This window comes from Streptomyces sp. NPDC002276, from assembly GCF_053891435.1.
On sequence record NZ_JBSFCQ010000001.1, the window covers coordinates 33994 to 54833 of the forward strand.

General features: G+C 71.5%; 19 protein-coding genes. 12 read left to right on the forward strand and 7 right to left on the reverse strand.

Features of this window, described 5'->3' with window-relative positions; genetic code table 11:
• Positions 1 to 108: 108 nt before the first annotated feature.
• Complete coding sequence (gene paaK / locus ACWIHT_RS00150) at positions 109 to 1473, reverse strand: phenylacetate--CoA ligase PaaK (RefSeq protein WP_456162720.1); 1365 nt, start codon at positions 1471 to 1473, stop codon at positions 109 to 111.
• Positions 1470 to 1901, reverse strand: a complete 432-nt coding sequence (gene paaI, locus ACWIHT_RS00155; RefSeq protein WP_456162722.1) for a hydroxyphenylacetyl-CoA thioesterase PaaI — start codon at positions 1899 to 1901, stop codon at positions 1470 to 1472. Before paaI ends, paaK begins: the two co-directional genes overlap by 4 nt.
• A 94-nt stretch (positions 1902 to 1995) precedes the next feature.
• Here paaI and ACWIHT_RS00160 point away from each other — a divergent pair, with 94 nt between their 5' ends.
• The 8 genes from ACWIHT_RS00160 (at position 1996) to paaE (ending at position 8772) form a co-directional block, all read left to right on the forward strand.
• Positions 1996 to 3201: a thiolase family protein gene (locus tag ACWIHT_RS00160; RefSeq protein WP_456162724.1), complete on the forward strand. Its 1206-nt coding sequence runs from the start codon at positions 1996 to 1998 to the stop codon at positions 3199 to 3201.
• Positions 3198 to 3968, forward strand: coding sequence for an enoyl-CoA hydratase/isomerase family protein (locus ACWIHT_RS00165; RefSeq protein ID WP_456162726.1), 771 nt, complete (start codon positions 3198 to 3200; stop codon positions 3966 to 3968). Before ACWIHT_RS00160 ends, ACWIHT_RS00165 begins: the two co-directional genes overlap by 4 nt.
• On the forward strand, positions 3965 to 4831 hold the full coding sequence (locus tag ACWIHT_RS00170; protein ID WP_456162728.1) for a 3-hydroxyacyl-CoA dehydrogenase family protein: 867 nt from the start codon (positions 3965 to 3967) through the stop codon (positions 4829 to 4831). The genes ACWIHT_RS00165 and ACWIHT_RS00170 overlap by 4 nt, the downstream gene beginning before the upstream one ends.
• Positions 4832 to 4960: 129 nt before the next feature.
• Entirely contained in the window at positions 4961 to 5956 is a 996-nt protein-coding gene (paaA, locus tag ACWIHT_RS00175; RefSeq protein ID WP_456162730.1) for a 1,2-phenylacetyl-CoA epoxidase subunit PaaA, read from the forward strand.
• Positions 5953 to 6237 carry a 1,2-phenylacetyl-CoA epoxidase subunit PaaB gene (gene paaB / locus ACWIHT_RS00180; protein WP_033278572.1) on the forward strand — a complete coding sequence of 95 codons (285 nt, stop codon included), beginning with the start codon at positions 5953 to 5955 and terminating at the stop codon, positions 6235 to 6237. The genes paaA and paaB overlap by 4 nt, the downstream gene beginning before the upstream one ends.
• Before the next feature lie 9 nt (positions 6238 to 6246).
• On the forward strand, positions 6247 to 7083 hold the full coding sequence (paaC, locus tag ACWIHT_RS00185) for a 1,2-phenylacetyl-CoA epoxidase subunit PaaC (RefSeq protein WP_456162733.1): 837 nt from the start codon (positions 6247 to 6249) through the stop codon (positions 7081 to 7083).
• The gene (gene paaD / locus ACWIHT_RS00190) at positions 7077 to 7583 is read left to right on the forward strand and encodes a 1,2-phenylacetyl-CoA epoxidase subunit PaaD (RefSeq protein WP_456162735.1); all 507 of its coding nucleotides are present in this window, start codon (positions 7077 to 7079) and stop codon (positions 7581 to 7583) included. Before paaC ends, paaD begins: the two co-directional genes overlap by 7 nt.
• A 76-nt stretch (positions 7584 to 7659) precedes the next feature.
• Positions 7660 to 8772: a 1,2-phenylacetyl-CoA epoxidase subunit PaaE gene (gene paaE / locus ACWIHT_RS00195; RefSeq protein WP_456162737.1), complete on the forward strand. Its 1113-nt coding sequence runs from the start codon at positions 7660 to 7662 to the stop codon at positions 8770 to 8772.
• 78 nt (positions 8773 to 8850) lie between these two features.
• On the opposite strand, the gene ACWIHT_RS00200 is transcribed toward paaE, so the two are convergent.
• Together ACWIHT_RS00200 and ACWIHT_RS00205 are read right to left on the reverse strand one after the other, a co-directional pair.
• A complete protein-coding gene (locus tag ACWIHT_RS00200) occupies positions 8851 to 10473 on the reverse strand; it encodes a S53 family peptidase (protein ID WP_456162739.1) in 1623 nt (540 codons plus the stop codon).
• A gap of 142 nt (positions 10474 to 10615) precedes the next feature.
• On the reverse strand, positions 10616 to 13486 hold the full coding sequence (locus tag ACWIHT_RS00205; protein WP_456162741.1) for an AAA family ATPase: 2871 nt from the start codon (positions 13484 to 13486) through the stop codon (positions 10616 to 10618).
• 208 nt (positions 13487 to 13694) lie between these two features.
• Between ACWIHT_RS00205 and ACWIHT_RS00210 the strand changes: the two genes are divergently transcribed.
• A complete protein-coding gene (locus ACWIHT_RS00210) occupies positions 13695 to 15302 on the forward strand; it encodes an amidohydrolase (RefSeq protein WP_456162743.1) in 1608 nt (535 codons plus the stop codon).
• Between the two features lie 8 nt (positions 15303 to 15310).
• On the opposite strand, the gene ACWIHT_RS00215 is transcribed toward ACWIHT_RS00210, so the two are convergent.
• The 3 genes from ACWIHT_RS00215 to ACWIHT_RS00225 all read right to left on the reverse strand — a co-directional run bounded on the left by ACWIHT_RS00215 (position 15311) and on the right by ACWIHT_RS00225 (position 17861).
• Positions 15311 to 15970, reverse strand: a complete 660-nt coding sequence (locus tag ACWIHT_RS00215; RefSeq protein ID WP_456162745.1) for a YceI family protein — start codon at positions 15968 to 15970, stop codon at positions 15311 to 15313.
• Between the two features lie 181 nt (positions 15971 to 16151).
• Complete coding sequence (locus ACWIHT_RS00220; protein ID WP_456162747.1) at positions 16152 to 16934, reverse strand: polysaccharide deacetylase family protein; 783 nt, start codon at positions 16932 to 16934, stop codon at positions 16152 to 16154.
• Positions 16935 to 17168: 234 nt separating this feature from the next.
• Entirely contained in the window at positions 17169 to 17861 is a 693-nt protein-coding gene (locus ACWIHT_RS00225) for a PASTA domain-containing protein (protein WP_456162749.1), read from the reverse strand.
• Between the two features lie 199 nt (positions 17862 to 18060).
• Here ACWIHT_RS00225 and ACWIHT_RS00230 point away from each other — a divergent pair, with 199 nt between their 5' ends.
• The 3 genes from ACWIHT_RS00230 to ACWIHT_RS00240 are packed head-to-tail and all read left to right on the forward strand — an operon-like array spanning position 18061 to position 20797.
• A complete protein-coding gene (locus ACWIHT_RS00230; protein WP_456162751.1) occupies positions 18061 to 19542 on the forward strand; it encodes a purine-cytosine permease family protein in 1482 nt (493 codons plus the stop codon).
• Positions 19539 to 20093, forward strand: a complete 555-nt coding sequence (locus ACWIHT_RS00235) for a cysteine hydrolase family protein (RefSeq protein WP_456162753.1) — start codon at positions 19539 to 19541, stop codon at positions 20091 to 20093. The genes ACWIHT_RS00230 and ACWIHT_RS00235 overlap by 4 nt, the downstream gene beginning before the upstream one ends.
• Complete coding sequence (locus ACWIHT_RS00240; RefSeq protein WP_456162755.1) at positions 20090 to 20797, forward strand: GntR family transcriptional regulator; 708 nt, start codon at positions 20090 to 20092, stop codon at positions 20795 to 20797. Before ACWIHT_RS00235 ends, ACWIHT_RS00240 begins: the two co-directional genes overlap by 4 nt.
• The last annotated feature ends 43 nt before the right edge of the window (positions 20798 to 20840 follow it).

The following is a 20840-nucleotide window of genomic DNA, read 5'->3' on the forward strand; positions in this document are numbered from 1 at the left end:
TCGATCATCGTACTCGGACGGTCATGTGGCCTGCGGGGGAGGGGAGTTGGGCCCGCCGGGCTGGTCACCGGCCCGACGGAACCGGCCCGGCGGCCCCCTCCGCGAACGTCACTGCTCCCGCAGGTCCTTGACCCGGCGGATCTTGCCCACCGAGCGCTCCAGCGTCTCGGGGTCGACGATCTCCACGTCGACGGTTACGCCCACGCCGTCCTTGACGCCCTTGCCGATCGCCACGGCGGCGGCGTCCCGCTGCTCGGGAGTGGCACCGGGCCGGGCCTCGGCGCGGACCGTCATGTGGTCCATCCGGCCGCGGCGGGTCAGCTGGATCGTGAAGTGCGGGGCGACGGCGGGGGTGCGCAGGATGATCTCCTCGATCTGGCTGGGGAAGACGTTCACCCCGCGCAGGATGATCATGTCGTCGCTGCGGCCGGTGATCTTCTCGATCCGCCGGAAGGCCGGGCGGGCGGTGCCGGGCAGCAGCCGGGTCAGGTCGCGGGTGCGGTAGCGGATGATCGGCAGGGCCTCCTTGGTGAGGGAGGTGAAGACCAGTTCGCCGCTGTCGCCGTCGGGGAGCACCTCGTCGGTGAACGGGTCGACGACCTCCGGGAAGAAGTGGTCCTCCCACACATGGAGGCCGTCCTTGGTCTCCACGCACTCCTGCGCCACACCGGGGCCGATCACCTCCGACAGGCCATAGATGTCGACCGCGTGGATGTCCATGCGCTCCTCGATCTCGCGGCGCATCTCCTCCGTCCACGGCTCGGCGCCGAAGATGCCCACCTTGAGGGAGCTGGTGCGCGGGTCGATGCCCTGGCGCTCGAACTCGTCGAGGAGGGTCAGCATGTAGGACGGGGTGACCATGATGATCTCGGGCTCGAAGTCCTGGATGATCTGCACCTGGCGGGCCGTCATGCCACCGGAGGCGGGGATCACGGTGCAGCCCGCGCGCTCGGCGCCGTAGTGCGCGCCCAGTCCGCCGGTGAACAGCCCGTAGCCGTACGACACATGGACCTTGTGACCGGGACGGCCGCCGGCCGCGCGGATCGAACGGGCCACCACGTCCGCCCACATGGAGAGGTCGTTCTCCGTGTAGCCGACGACCGTGGGGCGGCCGGTGGTGCCGCTGGAGGCGTGGACGCGGCGGACCTGGTCCATGGGGACGGCGAACATGCCGAAGGGGTAGGTCTCCCGCAGGTCGGCCTTGGTGGTGAAGGGGAACCGGGCCAGGTCCTCAAGGGTGCGGCAGTCACCGGGTTTGACCCCGGCCTCGTCGAACTTGCGGTGGTACAGCTCCACGTTGTCGTACGCGTGCCGCAACGTGGCCTGGAGCAGGCCGAGTTGGTGCGCGCGCAGCTCCTCGCGGGTGAGGCGCTCGGCGGCGTCCAGCAGCCCTTCGGGGAGCGGTTCGCCCAGGCGCGGGCTCGCGGGCGCCGAGGCCGGTGCGGTCACCCAGGCCGTCGGGTCGCTGCTCATGGAGACTCCTTCGTCTTCGTGCTGTCGATACTGCGGCTCCGTCCCCGGAACTCCGCGATCACCTGGTCGCCGCGCTCCACGGTCACGTCGTAGATGCCACTGCGGCCTAACCGGGTGCGCTCCGTCGCGGTCGCCACCAGGACGTCGCCCTCGTACGCCGGGGCGACGAAGTCGATGTCGGCCGCGGCGCCGACGGTCACCGGGCCGTGGCTGTTGCAGGCACAGGCGAAGGCGGAGTCGGCGAACAGGAAGAGAAAGCCGCCGTGGGCGGTCCCGTACCCGTTGACCATGGTCGGGGTCACGGTCATGCGGAGCACGGCCGTCCCCTCGCCGTGCTCGACGAGCTCGATCCCGAGAGCCCGGGACGCCTCGTCAGCGGCGAACATCTTCTCCACCGGACCGGAGGCCGTGTTCGTGGCCTGCGTCATTTTCCACCACCTTGTGGACCGACCGAACATTCGGTTAGCGTGCGGCACGGCCAAGTAATCCAGCATCACCACTGCCTGTCAAGAGGTGGAACGCATGCCCCAGACCAGCTCCGAGCCCTCCTCCGACGAGGTCTATCTGATCGACGGGGCCCGCACCCCGCAGGGCCGCTACGGCGGCGCCCTGGCCTCCGTACGGCCGGACGGCCTCGCGGCGCTGGTCGTCGGCGAGGCGGTCCGCCGGGCCGGGATCCCGGCCGACGAGGTGGACGAGGTGATCCTCGGCGCCGCCAACCAGGCAGGCGAGGACAACCGGGACGTGGCCCGGATGGCCGTCCTGCTGGCCGGGCTGCCGCACACCGTGCCCGGCTACACCGTCAACCGGCTCTGCGCCTCGGGACTGACCGCCGTGGCCTCGGCCGCCCAGGCGATACGCGCCGGAGAGGCGGACCTCGTCGTCGCGGGTGGCGTGGAGTCCATGACCCGCGCGCCTTGGGTGATGGCCAAGCCCGGCACCCCCTGGGCCAAACCCGGGGAGGTGCACGACACCTCGCTCGGCTGGCGCTTCACCAACCCGCGCTTCGCCGCCCAGGACACCTTGTCCATGGGCGAGACGGCCGAGGAGGTCGCCGCGCTCGACGGCATCACCCGCGCCGACTCCGACGCCTTCGCGCTGCGCAGCCATCAACGGGCCGTCGCAGCACAGGAGTTGGGCCACTTCGACCGGGAGATCGTGCCGGTCGCGGCGAAGGACGGGGAAGTCACCCGCGACGAGGGCCCGCGCCCCGGCACCACCCTGGAGAAGCTCGGCTCCCTGCGCACCATCTTCCGCGACGGCGGCATCGTCACCGCCGGATCCTCCTCACCACTGTCCGACGGCGCCGCCGCCCTGGTGGTCGCGAGCGGCGCGGCCGTCCGGCGTCACGGACTCACCCCCAGGGCCCGCATCGTCACCTCCGCCTCCGCCGGAGTGCGGCCCCACCTCATGGGCCTCGGCCCGGTACCCGCCACCGAGAAGGCGCTCGCCCGTGCCGGATGGGGGACCGGCGACCTGGACGCCGTGGAACTCAACGAGGCCTTCGCCGCCCAGGCTCTCGCGGTCACGCGCCGCCTCAAGCTCGACGAGGACAAGGTCAACGCCGACGGCGGCGCCATCGCCCTCGGCCACCCCCTCGGCTGCTCCGGCGCCCGCATCCTGCTCACGCTGCTCGGCCGACTGGAGCGGGAGAACGGCCGCCGGGGCCTGGCCACGCTGTGCGTCGGCGTCGGCCAGGGTGTCGCGATGCTCGTGGAGCGGGTGTGAGCGCCCCCACGTTCTACGAGACTCTCCGCGTCGAGGTGCGGGCGGACCGAGTCGTCGTCACCCTGCACCGACCCGAGGCCCGCAACGCCATCAGCGGGCTGATGATCCGCGAACTGCACGCTGTCTGCGAGCAGTTGGAGCGGGACCCGAAGTTGCTCCTGTTCACCGGTCACGGCGGGGTCTTCGCGGGCGGCGCCGACATCGCGGAGCTGCTGGAGCGCGGGCGGGACGAGGCGCTGCGGGGCATCAACAGTCGGCTCTTCGAGCGCGTACGTCGGCTGCCGATGCCGACCCTCGCCGCGGTGGACGGCTGGGCGCTGGGCGGCGGCGCTGAGCTGTCGTACGCCTGTGATCTGCGGATCGCCGGTCCGGACGCCGTCTTCGGGAACCCGGAGCCCGGCCTAGGGATCCTCGCCGCGGCCGGTGCCTGCTGGCGGCTGCCCGAGCTGGTCGGCGAGTCGGTGGCCAAGCAGGTGCTGCTCGCCGGACGGAACCTCGACGCGGCGGCGGCGCTGGCCGCAGGGCTTGTCATCGACGTCGTACCGGCGGAGAAGCTGCTGGACGAGGCGCACGCGCTGCTCGACCGGATGGCCCGGTCCTCGGCCACCGCGCTGCGGCTCACCAAGTTGGTGGTCGACTCGCCCGGTGCCCACCCGATCGCCGACGACCTTGCACAAGCTGTGCTCTTCGAGGGGCAGGACAAGAGGGACCGGATGACACTCTTCTTGAAAAAGAGGGGCCTGGAGAAGAGGAGTAGCCGCGCATGAGCCCAACACCCCACTCCGCGCCCGCAGTTGTCGGCGTGATCGGCGGCGGCCGGATGGGCGCCGGTATCGCGCAGTCCTTCGCCGCCGCCGGATCGTCCGTGACCGTCGTGGAGAGCGGTGAGCGGGCCTCGGCCGCCGCGCTGGACCGGGTCGCGACCGGACTGAAGCGGGCCGCCGAGCGCAGGCTGCTCGGTGAGCCCGCGGAGCAGGTGCTCGCCCGCGTCACCATGGCCGACTCGGTCGACGGGCTGCCCGCCGACGCCGACCTGGTCGTGGAGGCCGTCCCCGAGGACGCCGGTCTCAAGGCCCGGGTGCTCGCGGCGGCCGAGCGGGCGGTCGGTGCGACGACCGTGCTGGCCACCAACACCAGTTCCCTGTCGGTCACCGAACTCGCCGCCGCGCTCACCCGGCCCGGCCGCTTCCTGGGCATGCACTTCTTCAACCCGGTGCCCGCCTCGGCGCTCGTCGAGATCGTCGTCGCGCCCGGCACGGAGGCTGCCACTGTCGGCGCCGCCCTGGACTGGACGCACGCCCTCGGTAAGAAGGACGTGACCGTCAAGGACTCGCCCGGCTTCGCCAGCAGCCGCCTCGGGCTGGCGCTCGGCCTGGAGGCGATCCGCATGGTGGAGGAGGGCGTCGCGGAGCCGGAGGCGATCGACGACGCGATGAGCCTCGGATACAAGCACCCCATGGGGCCGCTGCGGCTGACCGACCTGGTCGGACTCGACGTACGCCTGGCCATCGCCGAATACCTGCACTCCACCCTCGGTGAGCGCTTCGCCCCGCCGCGGCTCCTGCGCGACAAGGTCGCCCGCGGTGAACTGGGCCGCAAGACGGGACAGGGGTTCTACACGTGGGAGTGATCGGGGAACAGCGCGGAGCGGTCGTCCGCGGGCCGCTGACCAGCCATTCGCCGGCAGGTCTTGCCTCACCGGGGGAAACCCTTCACACTGGGAACCGAACGAATGGTCGGTAGGGGAGTTGGGGTGTCGATGACGAGCACAGGCACGGAGGCGTCAGCCGCCGACCGGGACGAGACGCGGTACGAGGAGCAGTTCGAGGCCACGATCGCGAAGGACCAGCGGATCGAGCCCCGCGACTGGATGCCCGACGGCTACCGCAAGACCTTGATCCGGCAGATCGCGCAGCACGCGCACTCCGAGATCATCGGGATGCAGCCGGAGGGCGACTGGATCACCCGCGCGCCCTCCCTGCGCCGCAAGGCGATCCTCTTCGCGAAGGTGCAGGACGAGGCCGGACACGGGCTGTACCTGTACTCGGCCGCCGAGACCCTGGGCGCGGACCGCGCCGAGCTGACCGAGGCGCTGATCGAGGGCCGGCAGAAGTACTCGTCGATCTTCAACTACCCGACGCCCACTTTCGCCGACGTCGGCGTGATCGGCTGGTTCGTGGACGGCGCGGCGATCTGCAACCAGGTGCCGCTGTGCCGCTGCTCGTACGGCCCGTACGCGCGGGCCATGGTGCGGGTCTGCAAGGAGGAGTCCTTCCACCAGCGGCAGGGCTTCGAGCTGCTGCTCACGATGATGCGCGGCACGGACGCGCAGCGGGCCATGGTCCAGGACGCGGTGGACCGTTGGTGGTGGCCGTCGCTGATGATGTTCGGCCCGCCCGACGACGACTCGCCCAACTCGGCGCGCTCCATGGCCTGGAAGATCAAGCGGCACAGCAACGACGAACTGCGCCAGCGCTTCGTCGACATGACCGTCCCGCAGGCCGCGAAGCTCGGAGTCACCCTGCCCGACCCCGAGTTGAGCTGGAACGAGGAGCGCGGCCACCACGACTTCGGCACCCCCGACTGGTCCGAGTTGCAGCGCGTGATCAAGGGCGACGGACCACGCAACACCGAGCGGGTCTCCCGCCGCCGGGCCGCCCACGAGGAGGGCGCCTGGGTCCGGGAGGCGGCCACCGCCCACGCGGCCAAGCAGGCGGCCGCTCGTACACAGAAGACCGAAGGAGCGGCGGCATGACGCAGGACTGGCCCCTGTACGAGGTGTTCGTGCGCGGCAAGCGCGGGCTGAACCACGTCCACGTCGGCTCGCTGCACGCCGCCGACGACGCGATGGCCCTCACCCACGCGCGCGACCTCTACACGCGGCGCAACGAGGGCGTGTCCATCTGGGTCGTGCGCTCGGAGCACATCGCCGCCTCGACCCGTGACGAGAAGGACCCGTTCTTCGCGCCGAGCGCCGACAAGGTCTACCGCCACCCCACGTTCTACGACATCCCCGAAGACGTCCCCCACATCTAGGAGCAGGGAATGAGTGACGACCACGTCTATCTGTCCCTGGCCGAGGGGCACGACGACAGCGACGCCCGCTGGGCCTTCGGCACCGGCTTCGAGGACCCGCTGCACGGCGTCGACCAGAGCGTGCCGGAGGGTACGGATACCGCTCAACTGGCCGCGTACTGCCTGGCACTTGGCGACGACGCGCTCGTCAGCGCGCAGCGACTGGCCCAATGGTGCACCGCCGCCCCCGAGTTGGAGGAGGAGGTCGCGCTGGCCAACATCGGGCTCGACCTGCTCGGCCAGACCCGCCTGCTCTACGCGCGCGCCGGCCAGGTCGACGGCACCGGGCGCGGCGAGGACGCGTACGCCTACTTCCGTGACGCGGACGCCTTCCGCAACGTACGGCTGGCCGAACTCCCCAACGGGGACTTCGCGTTCTCGATCACCCGCCTGCTGGTGCTGTCCTGCTGGCGGCTGGCCCTCTTCGAGCGACTCGCCGTCACGACGTCGGACCCGGTGCTCGCGGCCATCGCCGCCAAGGGCGTCAAGGAGCTCGCGTACCACCGCCAGTACGCCGCAGAGTGGGCCGTCCGACTCGGCGACGGCACCGAGGAGTCGCAGCGGAGGATGCGGGACGCGTTGGCCGCCGTCGCGCCCTTCGTGGACGAACTCTTCGCGGAGACGGGGGAGTTGGAGGCCGAGGTACTGGCCGTGCTCCGCCAGGTCACCGACGCCGCCGGGCTCGACTGGCCCGAGGCGACACCGGTCCTCGGACACGGCCGCGACGGCGACCACACCGAACACCTGGCCCCGCTGCTCACCGAACTCCAGAGCGTGGCCCGCGCCCACCCGGAGGCGACATGGTGACCACCCTGCTCGACGCGCGGCGCGCCCGGCACATCGCCGCGCAGGTGCCCGACCCTGAGATGCCCATGCTCACGCTGGCCGACCTCGGCGTACTGCGCGATGTCGAGGTCGGCGAGGACGGGACGGTCGTCGCGAGCCTCACGCCCACCTACTCCGGTTGCCCTGCCATGGCCGAGATGCGCGCCGAGGTGGCCGCGCGGCTCACGGACGCCGGGTACGCGCGCGTGGAGATCCGTACGGTCCTGACCCCACCCTGGAGCAGCGACTGGATCACTCCGGCCGGCCGCGCCAAGCTCGCCGAACACGGCATCGCACCGCCCGGTGCCGCCCCGCGCGGTCCGCTGGTGCTCACGCTGTCGCCGACCCGCCGTACGGTGCCGTGCCCCCGCTGCGGGGCGACGGACACCGAGGAGACCTCGCGCTTCGCCGCGACCTCCTGCAAAGCCCTGTGGCGGTGCCGCGCCTGCCGCGAGCCGTTCGAGTACGTCAAGGAGATCTGATGGCGAGCCCCCGAGCCCTGCTCGCAGAGAGCACGGCGAGCCCCCAACTCCCGCTCGCGGAAAGGACGGTGGACCAGTGACCGCCCCGGCCCCCACTACCTCCACCACCCCCGCCCGCCCGGCGCGCCGCCGCCCCGCCTTTCACGCGCTGCGGGTCGCCGCCGTCGAGCCGCTGTGCGAGGACGCCGCCGCCATCAGCTTCCACATCCCCGACCACCTCGCCGAGGAGTTCGCGTACCGGCCCGGTCAGTCGCTCACGCTCCGCCGCGAGGTCGAGGGCCGCGACGAGCGCCGTTCGTACTCGATCTGCTCCCCGGCGGGAGCGCGCCCGCGCATCGGCGTACGGGTCGTCCCCGGCGGCCTGTTCTCCTCCTGGCTGGTCGACGAGGTACGCCCCGGAGACACCGTCGAGGTGATGGCCCCCACCGGCGCCTTCACCCCCGACCTCACCCTCCCCGGCCACCACGTCCTGATCGCCGCGGGCTCCGGAATCACCCCGATGCTGTCCATCGCGGAATCCGTCCTCGCCGCCGACACCCGCTCCCGCGTCACACTCTTCTACGGCAACCGGCGCAGCGACACGGTGATGTTCGCCGACGACCTCGCCGACCTGAAGGACCTGCACCCCGGCCGGTTCCAGCTCGCGCACATCCTGTCCCGCGAACCGCGCGAGGCCGAGATCCTCTCCGGGCGCCTCGACGCCGACCGGCTCTCCACGCTCGTCGACGCCCTAGTCGACGTGGAGACCGCCGACCACTGGTGGCTGTGCGGCCCGCACGGCATGGTCCGCGACGCCCAGCAGGTACTGACCGGACTCGGCGTCCCCGCCGACCGCGTCCACCAGGAGCTGTTCTACGCCGACGACGAGCCCGTACGGACCAACGAACACATCGACAAGGTCTACGACGGCCCGGTCAGCCAGGTGAGCGTCACGCTCGACGGTCGTACCACCAACTCCGCGCTGCCCAAGGACAGTTCGATCCTCGACGGCGCCCAGAAGACCCGGCCCGACCTGCCCTTCGCCTGCAAGGGCGGCGTCTGCGGCACCTGCCGGGCGCTGGTCACCGACGGCACGGCGGACATGCGGCGCAACTACGCCCTGGAACCCGCCGAGGTCGACGCCGGCTACGTCCTCACCTGCCAGACCTTCCCGGTGTCCGACACCCTCGCCGTCGACTACGACAGCTGACACTTCTACGGATGTGAAGAGCGGGCCGGGAGGGATCCCGGCCCGCTCTTCAGTCAAAACTCATTCAGCCATCGGCGGTCAGCCGAGGAGCTTCGCCGCCAGGGTTGCCGCGTTGTACGAACCCCAGCCGGTGGTGAAGTCCCAGCCGGTGGCGGAGGAGTAGGCGCCGTTGCTGCCGCTGGTGATGTCGTGGAAGCCGGTGCCCTTCGCCGTGTAGAGCGCGGGGTTGGCGAAGCCGAGGTTGGCCTTGCCGGCCGCCGCGGCCTGCTGGTTGTAGAGCGCGCCGAACGCGGCCCACTCCGGCGCGGCGGCGCTGGTGCCGCCGACCGTGCCCCAGCTGCCCTGCGAGTAGATCGAGACACCGGGGCTCGGGTTGGCGAGCGCCGACACGTCCGGGACCTGACGGTAGCCGCCGCCCGCGGTCTTCTGCACCGCGGTCTGCCAGCTCGGGATCTTGAAGACGGAGGACTTGCCGCCGCCACCGCCCGACCAGGCCGTTTCCTTGCTCCACGCGTTGGCGGAGGTGACGGTCAGCGTGGTGCCGCCGACGCCGGTGACGTACGGGTCGGCGGCCGGGTAGTCGACGGTGGTGGTGCCGTCGCCCGCGTCGTCCGAGCCGTCGTCGCCGGAGGCCGCGTAGAAGCCGAGGCCCTCGGCCGCGCCCGCCTTGAAGACGGCGTCCACGGCGTTGATGTTGGAGGTGGTGCGCTGGCTCTCGGAGGCGCCCCAGCTGATCGAGGTGGTCGGGATGCCGCTGTCGACGATGGCCTGGTAGGTGTCGACCTCACCGGCGTCGGAGTTGGGGCCCTCGAAGACGGTGACGTTGGCCTTCGGGGCGATCGCGTGCAGGACCTCGATGTCCAGCTCGACCTCGACCTGGCCGTCACCGAGCGCGCCGGAGCCGCCGTCGACCTTGGACACGGTCGGAGTGGGCGAGCCCAGGCTGTAGTTGGTGTCGTACTTGGTGATGTTGGACTGCTGGAAGCCGTCGAACTCCAGCAGCGCGATCTTCTGCCCGCTGCCGGTGTACGTGCCGGAGACGTTGTAGCCGCCCTTGATCTGGGCCGGGGTGTAGCCGCCGCCGGGGCCGTTGTGCGGGTTGACCTTGGCGGAGCCCTGGTGGTGCAGCTGGGCGCGGTTGTTGAGGCCGGTGACGTCGCTGACGAGTCCGGCGATGCCGGTGGGCAGGGTCGGCGCGGTCTCGTTGGCGTAGAACGCGCGGCCCGACTTGGCGTCCTTCCACGTCGACAGCTTGGTGCCGAACGCCTTCTCCAGCTGGGCGGCGGTGCCGCTGGCGTCGACCAGCAGGTTCCCCGAGTGGACCTTGCCGACGGTGAGACCCTGGGCGCGCAGGAAGTCCTTGACCTGCTTCACCTCGGCGTCGGTCCGGCCGAAGCGGGCCGCGAACTGGGCCTTCGTCAGATAGTGGCCGTACGAACTCGACCGCGGATTACTGACGTTGGCGACGAACGTGTCGAGCGCCTTGTCGTTTCTCGGCGTCAGGCTGATGGCCACCGATATGCGCTTGCCGGCGGCGACGGCGCCGGTGCGGGACGCGTCGTGGTTCAGGCCCTTGAGGACATCTCCCGCGACGGCGGCGCGAGTTGCGTGCGGCTGGACGGCTGCGTAGGCGCTGGGGACGGCGGCGGCGAGCAGGGCCGGTACGGCGACGAGGCCGACCAGCTTCAGACGTGACGTCACGGAGGTCCTCCGAGGAGTGGGGGGTTGCTGTCCCGGAAGCGGAACTGGTTTCACCGTAGGAACATCGACCCCACCCGCATAAGCGGGGGAACCCTTGCGTCACGTGTTAACTGCGGGTGTCACATGAACCGCGGATGACAGGTCAGCGCCGGGTGTCGAGGGTGCGGGGAGTCCGCAGTCGGCCGGGCTGACTGATCGTCACCGCCTGTGTGGTGGGCTGCTGTTGGTCGTCGTCGCCGATGCTCACGGTCGCCGCTCCGGACGCGATGACGGCGACCGCCATGGCATGGGCGAGCGCGGTGCGCGAGCGGACGCCGACCTTGCGGTAGACCCGGGACAGAGTGCCCTCGACCGTCTTGACGCTGATGAACAGCTCGGCGGCGACCTCCCGGTTGGTGGCCCCGCCGCCGACCAGTTCGGCCACCCGCGCTTCTGTGGGCGTGAGTTCGGGCCGCCCCTCACCGTCCCGGTCGCCCGCCTCCAGCCGGGCCAGTTCGTCACCGGCCCGCGCCGCCAGCGGAGCGGCACCGATACGGGTCGCGGTCTCCAGCGCCTCGCCGAGCGCGGTACGGGCCGCGTTGCGGTGGCGGGCCCTGCGCTCGACCGCGCCGAGCGAGATCAGCGTGCGTACCAGGTCTACGGGCAACGGGAGTTGGCGCAGCCGGTCCACGGCGGTGCGCAGCCGTACCGCGCCCTCCTTCGCCCGGCCGAGCCCCGCCTCGCGCAGCCCCTCCGCGCGTTCCAGGGCCGCCAGTACGCTGCCGGGCGCGTCGCCCGACACGCGTGCGCGGGCCTCTTCGAGCACCGCCCCGGCCGCGTCCGTCTCGCCCAGCACGACCAGGGCCTCGGCCAGGTCGCTGTACCAGTGCAGCAGGGGCGGGTCGGCGGCCGACATCGCCTCGCCGAGTTCCTTCACCCGCTGTAGCGCCTCGACCGCCGCGGCGGCCCCGCGCGGATCACCGGCCAGCAACTCGGCCTGCCCCAGCACCGCGAGGGCCCGCAGCAGGAACAGCCGGTCGCCGTCCGCCGCCGATGCCCGCACCGCCTGCCCGGCCAACTCCCGTGCCTCGTCGGCACTGCCGCCCGCGGTCGCCGCGAGCGCCGCCGCGTACAACGCCGGAGCCGCCTGTACGCCGGTCTCGGCCACGGCGCGGGTGCAGCGGGCGGCGGTGCGCAGCGCCTCGCGGCAGTGTCCGGCGCGGACTTGGATGCGGGTCAGCGCGACCAGGGTCGCCATGACTTCCTCGACCCCGGCGAACTCCCCGATCTCCGCGAGGAGTTCGGATACCCGCCGCTGGGCCTCGGTGACCTGGTCGGAGTCCAGGGCGAGGATCGCCCGCATCCGGATCAGCCCCCAGCTCTCCGGACCGGCGCCCGCGCCGCCGGTCAGCGCGAGCGCCTCCGCCAACGCGGCGTCGGCGGCGACCGGTTCACCGCCCAGTGAGCGCACCCGCGCGAGGGTGGCGAGCGCCCCGATCCGGGTGTCGGTGTCACCGGCCACGGCCGCCTGCCGGGCGGCGCGCTGTGCATGCCGGGCCGCCGCTGCCAACTCCCCGCACAGCAGGCCCCGTACGGCCGCCCAGTGGTGCAGCCAGGCCTCCGCCTCGGGATCACCGGCCGCGTCCCGCAGGCCTTCCTCGATCAACGCGTGGGTACCGTGCAGAGCTTGACCGGCGTTGCGCAGCAGGACCAGTCGTGCCCGCACCCGCTGCCGGGCCGAGCCCGAACCGGCGAGGACGGTCTCGGCCGCCTGCCCCGCCTCCTCCAACTGCCCGGCGTCACAGGCGTATTCGGCCGCCGCCAGCAGCCGGTCGGCGTGCTCGGCCGGGCGGTCGCCCGGAGTGCGCAGGGCGGCGAGCCCGGCCAGTTCGAAGGCCGCGTCGGGGTCACCGTCGCGGCGGGCGGACTCGGCCGCGGCCAGCAGGGTGTGGGCGGTGGTCTCGTCCTCGTAGGGGTGGGCGAGCGCGAGGTGCCGGGCCCGCTCCACGGGATCGGTGACCGCGCGGGCCAGCAGGGCGTGCGCCTGTCGGCGGCCGTACTCGGGAGCGTCCGCGTAGACGGCGGCCCGGAGCAGCGGATGCCGGAAGCGGACGGTCCCGCGGGCGTCGGCGGTTGCGACTCCGAGCCGTTCGGTCTCCGCCAGGTCGGCGGCCGGATCGTCGAACCCGGCCGCGCGCAGCAGCGTGAGCGTGGGGTGCGCGGCGGCGCTCGTGACGAGGAGGGTGTGCCGGGTGCGCTCCGGCAGGGTGCGCACCCGTTCCAGCAGCAGGGTGCGCAGCCGGTGCGGCACGGGCAGCGTCCGACCGAGGCCGACGGCCGCCGTGTCGCGCGGGGCCGCCCGCCCCAACTCCAGGGCGTACCAAGGGTTTCCGGCGGCCGTGTCCTGGACGGCCCGCAGTACCGCCGGTGGCAGGTCGGCGGGCAGCAGTCGTGCCACCTCGTCGTCCGTCAGTGGTGGCACGGGCAGTTCGACGGTGCCGGGCGGGCAGCAGCGCGGCCGTTCGGGCTGCTCGCCGTCCGCCACCCGCTCGGCGGTCACCACTCGTACGTCGAGGCCCTCGACACGGCGTACGACGAAGGCGAGCACCTCGACGGTCTGTTCGTCGAGCCACTGGAGGCCGTCGAGGGCCAGCAGCACCGGGCCGGTGGCGGCGAGGGCGCGCACCACGTCGAGAACGGCGACACGGACGGCGAGCCGGTCACGGTCGCCGTCCGGTACCTCGCCGCGCAACAGGGCGGCCCGCAGGGCCAGTTGGGGTTCGGGTGCCAGGGCATCGAGGTAGCTCTCCGGCACCCGCGCGAACAGGTCGACGAGACCGGCGAACGGGAGTCGGGCGTCCTCCTCGGCGGGCGAGCAGTGCAACACCGTTCCGGACGGCTGGAGTTGGGCGTCCGAGGACACCACGAGGGCGGCCACCAGCACGGACTTGCCGATCCCCATCGGACCGTGCAGCAGCACTCCCTGACGGTCCGTCAACTCGTGGCGGGCGGTGCCGATCAGCTCGTGGCGCATGTGTTCATGACAACCGTTGCGGATTCCGCTTGTCAATGACGGTCCGGGGCGACGGGCGGACACTGTCCATCGAGTGGCGCATGATCTCCATTTCGGACGGGTTCGGTGGCGTGCTTTCGGCACTGAGGCCGACCAAATGTGCGGGAAACGGCCCATCGCCCGTACAACGGCCTGGTCAGCGGATGTACCGAGGAAGTGGGAGAGAACGATGACTGATCACGGAGCCGATCTGGTGATCCGGGCCGGGGCGATCCACACGCTGGTCCCCGGCCAGGCCCCGCAGCGGGCGCTGGCCGTGCGCGGCGACCGCATCGCGGCGCTCTCGCCCGACCCCGGCGGACTCGACCACCTGGTGCGCCCGCACACCACCGTGCACGACCTGCCCGGCGCCACCGTGCTGCCCGCCTTCGACGACACCCACACCCACCTGATCTACGCGGCGCTCGGCGCGCACGACGTCCCGGTCCACGAGGCCCACGACATCCCCGAGTTCCTGGAGCTGATCCGGGAGCGCGCGAAGACGACCCCCGAGGGCGAGTGGATCCGCACCACCACCAACTGGCAGGAACTCAACCTCTCCGAACGCCGCATGCCCACCGCCGCCGAACTCGACACGGCCACCGACCGGCACCCCGTGCTGGTCAAGCGCGGCGGCCACAACGACGTCGTCAACAGCTACGCGCTGCGCCTGGCCGGCATCACCGAGGACACCCCCGTACCGCCGGGCGGTGTCATCGGCCGCGACACCGACGGCAGGCTCGACGGGCGGCTCATCGACAACGCCATGGGCCTGGTGGAGCGCCTGGTCCCGGCCCCGGACCGGGCCCAGCGGATCGACGGGCTGCGACTGGCCACCGCCCAGTACGCGGCCACCGGCATCGGCACCGTGCGGGACTGCGCGGTCGGCCTTGAGGACTACGCCGTACTGCTGGCCGCCCGTGAGGCGGGGGCGCTCGGCATCCGGGTGCGGGCCCTGATCTCGGCGCTCGGCATGACCGACGCGGCCCAGGTCGCGGACCTGCTCGACGCCATGGAGAAGTGGCGCGACGACTCCGACCCGTGGCTGCGGGTGTGGGGCGTGAAGTTCGGGCTCGACGGCGGCCTGGAGGCCGGGGCCACGGAGGAGCCGTACGCCTGTGACCACGCCTTTTCCGGGACGCTGATCTGGGAGCCCGACGCGCTGGTGGAGGCCGTCGAGGCCGTGGTCCGGCGCGGCTGGCGGGTCGGCACCCACGCCTACGGCGACCGCGCGGTCCGCACCCTCCTCGACGTCTACGAGCGGGTCCTCGCCCGCAACCCCGGACTGCCCGCAGGCACACTCGTCATGGAGCACGGAGGTCTCGCCGGACCCGAACAGCGGGCCCGCGCCGTCGAGTTGGGCATCCCCGTCACCATCCAGCAGCCGCTGCTCCACGACACCGCCGAGGTGGAGGAGGGCTTCTGGGGCCCGGAGCGCGTCGCCCGCCTCTTCCCCGCCCGCGGCTGGATCGACCTCGGCGCCCAGGTCAGCGCCGGATCGGACTTCCCCGTCGGCCAGTTCGGCGCCATGCGCTCGGTCTACGGCATGATCACGCGCCAGACCGTCATCGGCCCCAAGGGCCCCGAGCACGCCATCACCTACGACGAGGCCCTCACCCTGCACACCGCCAACGCGGCGCTGCTGCTGGGCGACCAGAATCTGCGCGGCACGCTGAGCCCGGGGCGCCTGGCGGACCTCACCGTGTGGGAGCAGGACCCCGCCCGTTGCCCGAGCGACGCCCTGCGCGACCTGAACCCGCTGCACACGTTCGTGGGCGGCGGTCTCGTCACCCGGTAGCCGTCCCGTCAGGCGGCCGGCATCGTCCTGATCGCCGCGATGTCGAACTGGAGCCGTACCTTCTCGCTCACCATCGCACCGCCCTCGGCCAGCCGGGAGTTGTAGGTCAGGCCCCAGTCGGAGCGGTCGATCGTGGTGGTGCCGTCGAAGCCGACCCGTTCGACGCCGAACGGGTCGGTGACATGTCCGATGTAGGTGAGCTCCAGGACGACGGGACGCGTGGCGTCCTTGATGGTGAGGTCACCGAGCATGCGGTAGACATCGTTGCCAGACATTTGCACCGCGGTACTGGCGAAACGCATACGCGGATAGGTCGCGGAGTCCAGGAAGTCCCGGCCCACCAAGTGGGCGTCGCGCTGTTCCACACCGGTGTCGACACTGCCCGTCGACACCACGATCTCGGCCTGTGAACGGGCGGGGTTGCGGCCGTCGAAGTAGAGCCGGCTTTTGTATTCGGCGAAGGACCCGCGCACGGTCGTCACCATGGCGTGCCGGACGGAGAAACCGATCCGGCTGTGCGCGGGGTCGATCATCCACTCTCCGGTCAGCGCCGCCAGGGCGGGATCGGGCAGGCCGGAGGAGGTGAACGCCGGTGGGGCGGCGGGGCGTTGCGGAACTGTGGGGGATGCCGGGCGGCGGAGGGGCGCAGCACGGTTGAACAGGTTCATGCTTCACGTAGTTACTGCACGGGGGAAATCGCCGCAAGCCTTCAAGGCGAATCGACAGCGGCGCGAATCGGCACCGACACGCTTAAATACCGCCACCTCGTCGGCCGTTCCACATTTCCCACACATATTCGCCACTCGAAAAACGACGACCGTCAATTCGGCGCGCTGTTCCACGCACTGTTCAGCGCATCGGGAAGCCGAACGAATAACCCTGCTGCTTCAGCCACGGCAGGATCTCGCGCAGCGCGGCCACGGTCTCGGAGCGGTCGCCGCCGGCGTCGTGGAACAGGATGGTCGGCCCGTTGGGCAGTTCGCTCTTGACGGTGGTGACGATGGCGCCGGTGCCGGGGAGTTCGAAGTCCTTGGAGTCGACGTTCCACCCCAGCGGGCGCATGCCCTGCGCGGCGGCGAGATGACGGCTGTACGGCGTGAACGCGCCGCCCGGCGCCCGGTAGTACAGCGGCCGTACGCCCCCGGAGGCCTTGGTGATCATGGCGGCGGCGTTCAGGATCTCCTGCTTCTGGTAGGACTCGGACTTCTTGTCCATGGTGGTGTCGTGCGACACCGAGTGGTCGCACAACCGGTGTCCGGCCGCGACGACCGCCTTGACCAGGTCGGGGTGGGCCTCGGCCATCGGGCCGACCATGCAGAAGGTGGCCTTCACCCCGTACTCCTTGAGTACTTGGAGCACCTGCGGTGTCCAGGTCGGGTCGGGCCCGTCGTCGATGGTGATGTTGACGCCCCGCGCGCCCTTGTCGGAGGCGTGCACGATCTCCGCCGACACGGCCGCGATCCGAGCGGGGGCCGAACTGGCGGCGCCGGGACGCGCGTTGGCGCCGCCCCGCTGCGCGTCGACCACACCGGCCTGCGCGGTCCACACCGAGGTGGCCGCCGCCACCGCCGTCACACCGACCGCCGCCGCGAGTACCCGCCCGTACCAACCCCGCCCGCCATGACGTGCCATGTCCGCCCTGTTCCCTGTCCTGTTGTCCGGTTCCGTGCATTCGTCAGGACGGGATAAACGAGCGGAAGGATCCCGCTGTTACGGATTACGGACAATTTCGTGGGACGGGGAGCACGACAACCGATCGAGCCGGGCGAACAGTTGACCGTCGCGACGTGCCGGGGCCGCGGGGTGCGGTCCCGGCACGAAGGCGAGGAGGCTGTCGATCGGACAGTTCAAATCACATCGGACGGTTCATTCGCATTGGGCGGGCGGCGTGGGCTTCTTGCCTATCTTGATCGAGACCGAGGACCCGGTGGGCAGTACGGTGCCCGCGCTCGGAGACTGCGAACTCACCGTCTTGAAGTGGTCGCAGTCGACCACGCTGCCGACGGTGCCGAGGACGTATCCGGCAGCCGCGAGATCCTGCCCGGCCTGCGCCTGCGAGTCACCCACCACGTCGGGCACGGTCGTCACACCTGCCACCGAGGCCGACACGGACGCCAGGCCCCGGCTGTATCCGGTGTCCGACGACGTGTCGACGACCGTCACACTCCAGCCCACGGTCCCGGTCTGGTTGATGAACACCGACTGCGATCCGCCGCCGACCGGGAAGACGGTGGTCGACGGGTTGAAGCCCGGCCCGCTGATCACCAGCGCGTCCTCGGAGGTATTGGCGACACAGTCCGCGCTCCACTGCACCAGCGCGTTCTGACCGTAGAGCACGGGAGAGGGCGTCACCGTGATGCTGGCGGTCGCGGTGACCGCGCAGTTCAGCCCGGGATCGTCCGCGTAGGCGGGTGTCACGGCGAACGCGGTGGCCACCAGCGCCGCCACGACGAGCACCACCGCCTTCGGCGAGCGCGCCACCCGGACCGCCCACCTCCGCAACCCCGCCCTTGCCCCGGCGAGCACGCGGCGACGCGCCGGTTCCGATGCTTCTCTCATATCTCCCCCTAGGTGGTTGCACTCCGTACGCCGAGCGGCCCGGGGCCGTCGGCGACCGATGGCCAGCGTGCTGCACCCGCACCCGGAAGTCGCCCACGGATCCGCTCAGCGGAACGGCCGTGCGCCCACCCCCTCCTCTTGACGCCCGGCACCACCGCACCTAGCCTCGAACGAACACGTCTAGACAGGTAGGTCGACGATGGTGGACTCCCAGACTTCCCAGTCCCGGCAACTTCAGGTCGAGACCCACGGCCTCGATGTGATCGGCGACGACGAACGCAAAGGCACCCCGCGCACCCTGTTCTGGCCCTGGTTCGGGGCCAACGTCTCGATCCTGGGCCTGAGTTACGGCGCCTTCGCGCTCGGCTTCGGGATCTCGTTCTGGCAGGCACTCGTCGCCGGTGTGATCGGCATCGTGTTCTCCTTCCTGCTCTGCGGCTTCATCGCCGTCGCGGGCAAGCGCGGCTCCGCGCCCACGATGGTGCTCAGCCGCGCCGCCTACGGCGTGCGCGGCAACCGGCTGCCGTCGGCGATCTCCTGGATCCTCACCGTCGGCTGGGAGACCGTCCTCACCGCCCTCGCGACCATGGCCACCGCGACCGTCTTCAGCAGACTCAGCTGGGGCGGCGGCACCGAGACCAAGGTGGTCGCGCTGATCATCGTCGGCGCGCTCATCGTCGTCGGCGGAGTCATGGGCTTCGACCTGATCATGCGGCTCCAGACGGTCATCACCGTGGTCACCGCCGTGCTCACCGTCGTCTACATCGCCCTCGTCGCCGACCACATCCACTGGAGCACGGTCAGCGCCGTACCGGCGGGCTCCGCCCAGGAGTTCATCGGCGCGCTGGTGTTCATGATGACCGGCTTCGGCCTCGGCTGGGTCAACGCCGCCGCCGACTACTCCCGTTATCTGCCCCGGAGTTCGTCCAGCAGAGGCGTGATCGGCTGGACCACGTTCGGCGCCTCCGTCGCCCCGCTGCTCCTGCTGGTCTTCGGTCTGCTGCTCGCCGGTTCCTCCAGCACGCTCAACAAGGCGGTCGCCGCCGACCCGATCGGCGCGCTGACGACGATCCTGCCCACCTGGTTCCTGGTCCCGTTCGTCGTGGTCGCGGTGCTCGGCCTGGTCGGCGGCGCGGTCCTCGACATCTACTCCTCCGGCCTGGCCCTCCTCTCCGCGGGCCTGCGGGTGCCGCGCTACCTCGCCGCGCTCGTCGACGGCGTCCTGATGATCGCGGGCTCCGTCTACATCGTGTTCTTCGCCGACAACTTCCTCGGCCAGTTCATGGGCTTCCTCACCACCCTCGGCGTCCCCATCGCCGCCTGGTGCGGCATCATGCTCGCCGACCTCGCCCTGCGCCGCCGCGACTACGACGAGGGCGACCTCTTCCGCCCGACCGGCCGCTACGGCGACATCCAGCTCACGCCGCTCCTCCTCACCCTCGGCGCGACCGCGATCGGCTGGGGCCTGGTCACCAACACGGCCGCCAGCTGGCTGACTTGGCAGGGCTACCTCCTCGACCCGCTCGGCCTCGGCGGCAAGTCCGGTGCCTGGGCCTACGCCAACCTCGGCGTCCTGGCCGCGCTCGCGATCGGCTTCCTCGGCACCCTCGCACTGGGCCGCGCCCGCATCCGGCACCAGGAGGAGCAGGCCGCCAGCCCCGAGGCGGTGGCCGTCGTATGACCACCGCGCCCGGCCACCTCGCCGTCATCGACATGCAACGCGTCTTCGCCGAACCCGACAGCCCCTGGGCCACCCCCCGCTTCGAGGAGGCGGCGGCAGGCGTACGGCGACTGCTGCCGGCCTTCGCGGACGACGTCACCTTCACCCGCTTCGTCGCCCCCGCGAAACCCGAGGGAGCTTGGCAGGCCTACTACGACGTGTGGCCCTTCGCCCTCCAGCCGCCGGACGCCCCGCTCTGGCGACTGACCGACGAATTCGACGCCCAGGCACGGCACTTGGTGGACGCACCCACCTTCGGCAAGTGGACGCCGGCACTCGCCGAACGCGCCACCGCCGCCGGCCGCCTCTTCCTCGCGGGCGTCAGCACCGACTGCTGCGTCCTGTCCACGGCCCTCGCCGCCGCCGACGCCGGAGCGGAGGTCCTGGTCGTCTCCGACGCCTGCGCCGGTGTGGACGACGACTCCCACGCCAAGGCGTTGCACGTCATGGACCTCTACCGCCCCCTGATCCGGGTGGTCTCGGTCGCCGAGGTGGTCGGGGAGGCGCCATGAGCGGCGTCCAGCTCAAACACCAGCGCATCACCGAGGTCCTCGCCAAGGAGATCCGCAGCGGCCACCACCCCGCCGGTGAGCAACTGCCCGGCGAACACGCCCTGGCCCAACGCTTCGGAGTCAGCCGTACGACCGTCCGCGCGGCCCTCGCCGAACTCAGCGAGGCCGGCCTGATCGCCACCCGCACCGGCAAGGGCTCCTACGTCCTCTTCGACGGCCGCCCACTGGACGACAGCCTCGGCTGGGCCCACGCGCTCGCCACCCAGGGCATCGAGACCCGGGTCAGGACGCTCGCCGTGGACGCCAGACGGGACGAGGAACTGGCCCGTCAACTCACCCTGAACACCAGCGAGTTCGTGTGCGTCGAGCGGATACGCGAACTGGTCGCGGACGCCGTCGTCGTGTCGTACGAACGCAGCTTCCTGCCGCCCGTGCCCGGAGTGCGGGACCTGCCGTCGCGCGGGCTCGGGCAGGAGTCGCTGACCGATGTGATGCTCCGGGCCGGGCTGCGGCCCGACCACGGCGAACAGCGGGTCGGCGGGCGGCGGATCGACGGCCGGGAGGCGGAGCTGCTGCGCCGCGAACCGGGTGACTGGTTCCTCGACACGCGCCGCACCAGCCGGGCCGCCGACGGCTCCTTCGTCGAACATGTCGTGAGCCTCCTGGACCCCGACCACTTCCAACTCACCCTCGCCTTCGGCTGAACCGCTGAACCGCCGAACCGCCGAACCATTGAACCCGCCCCGG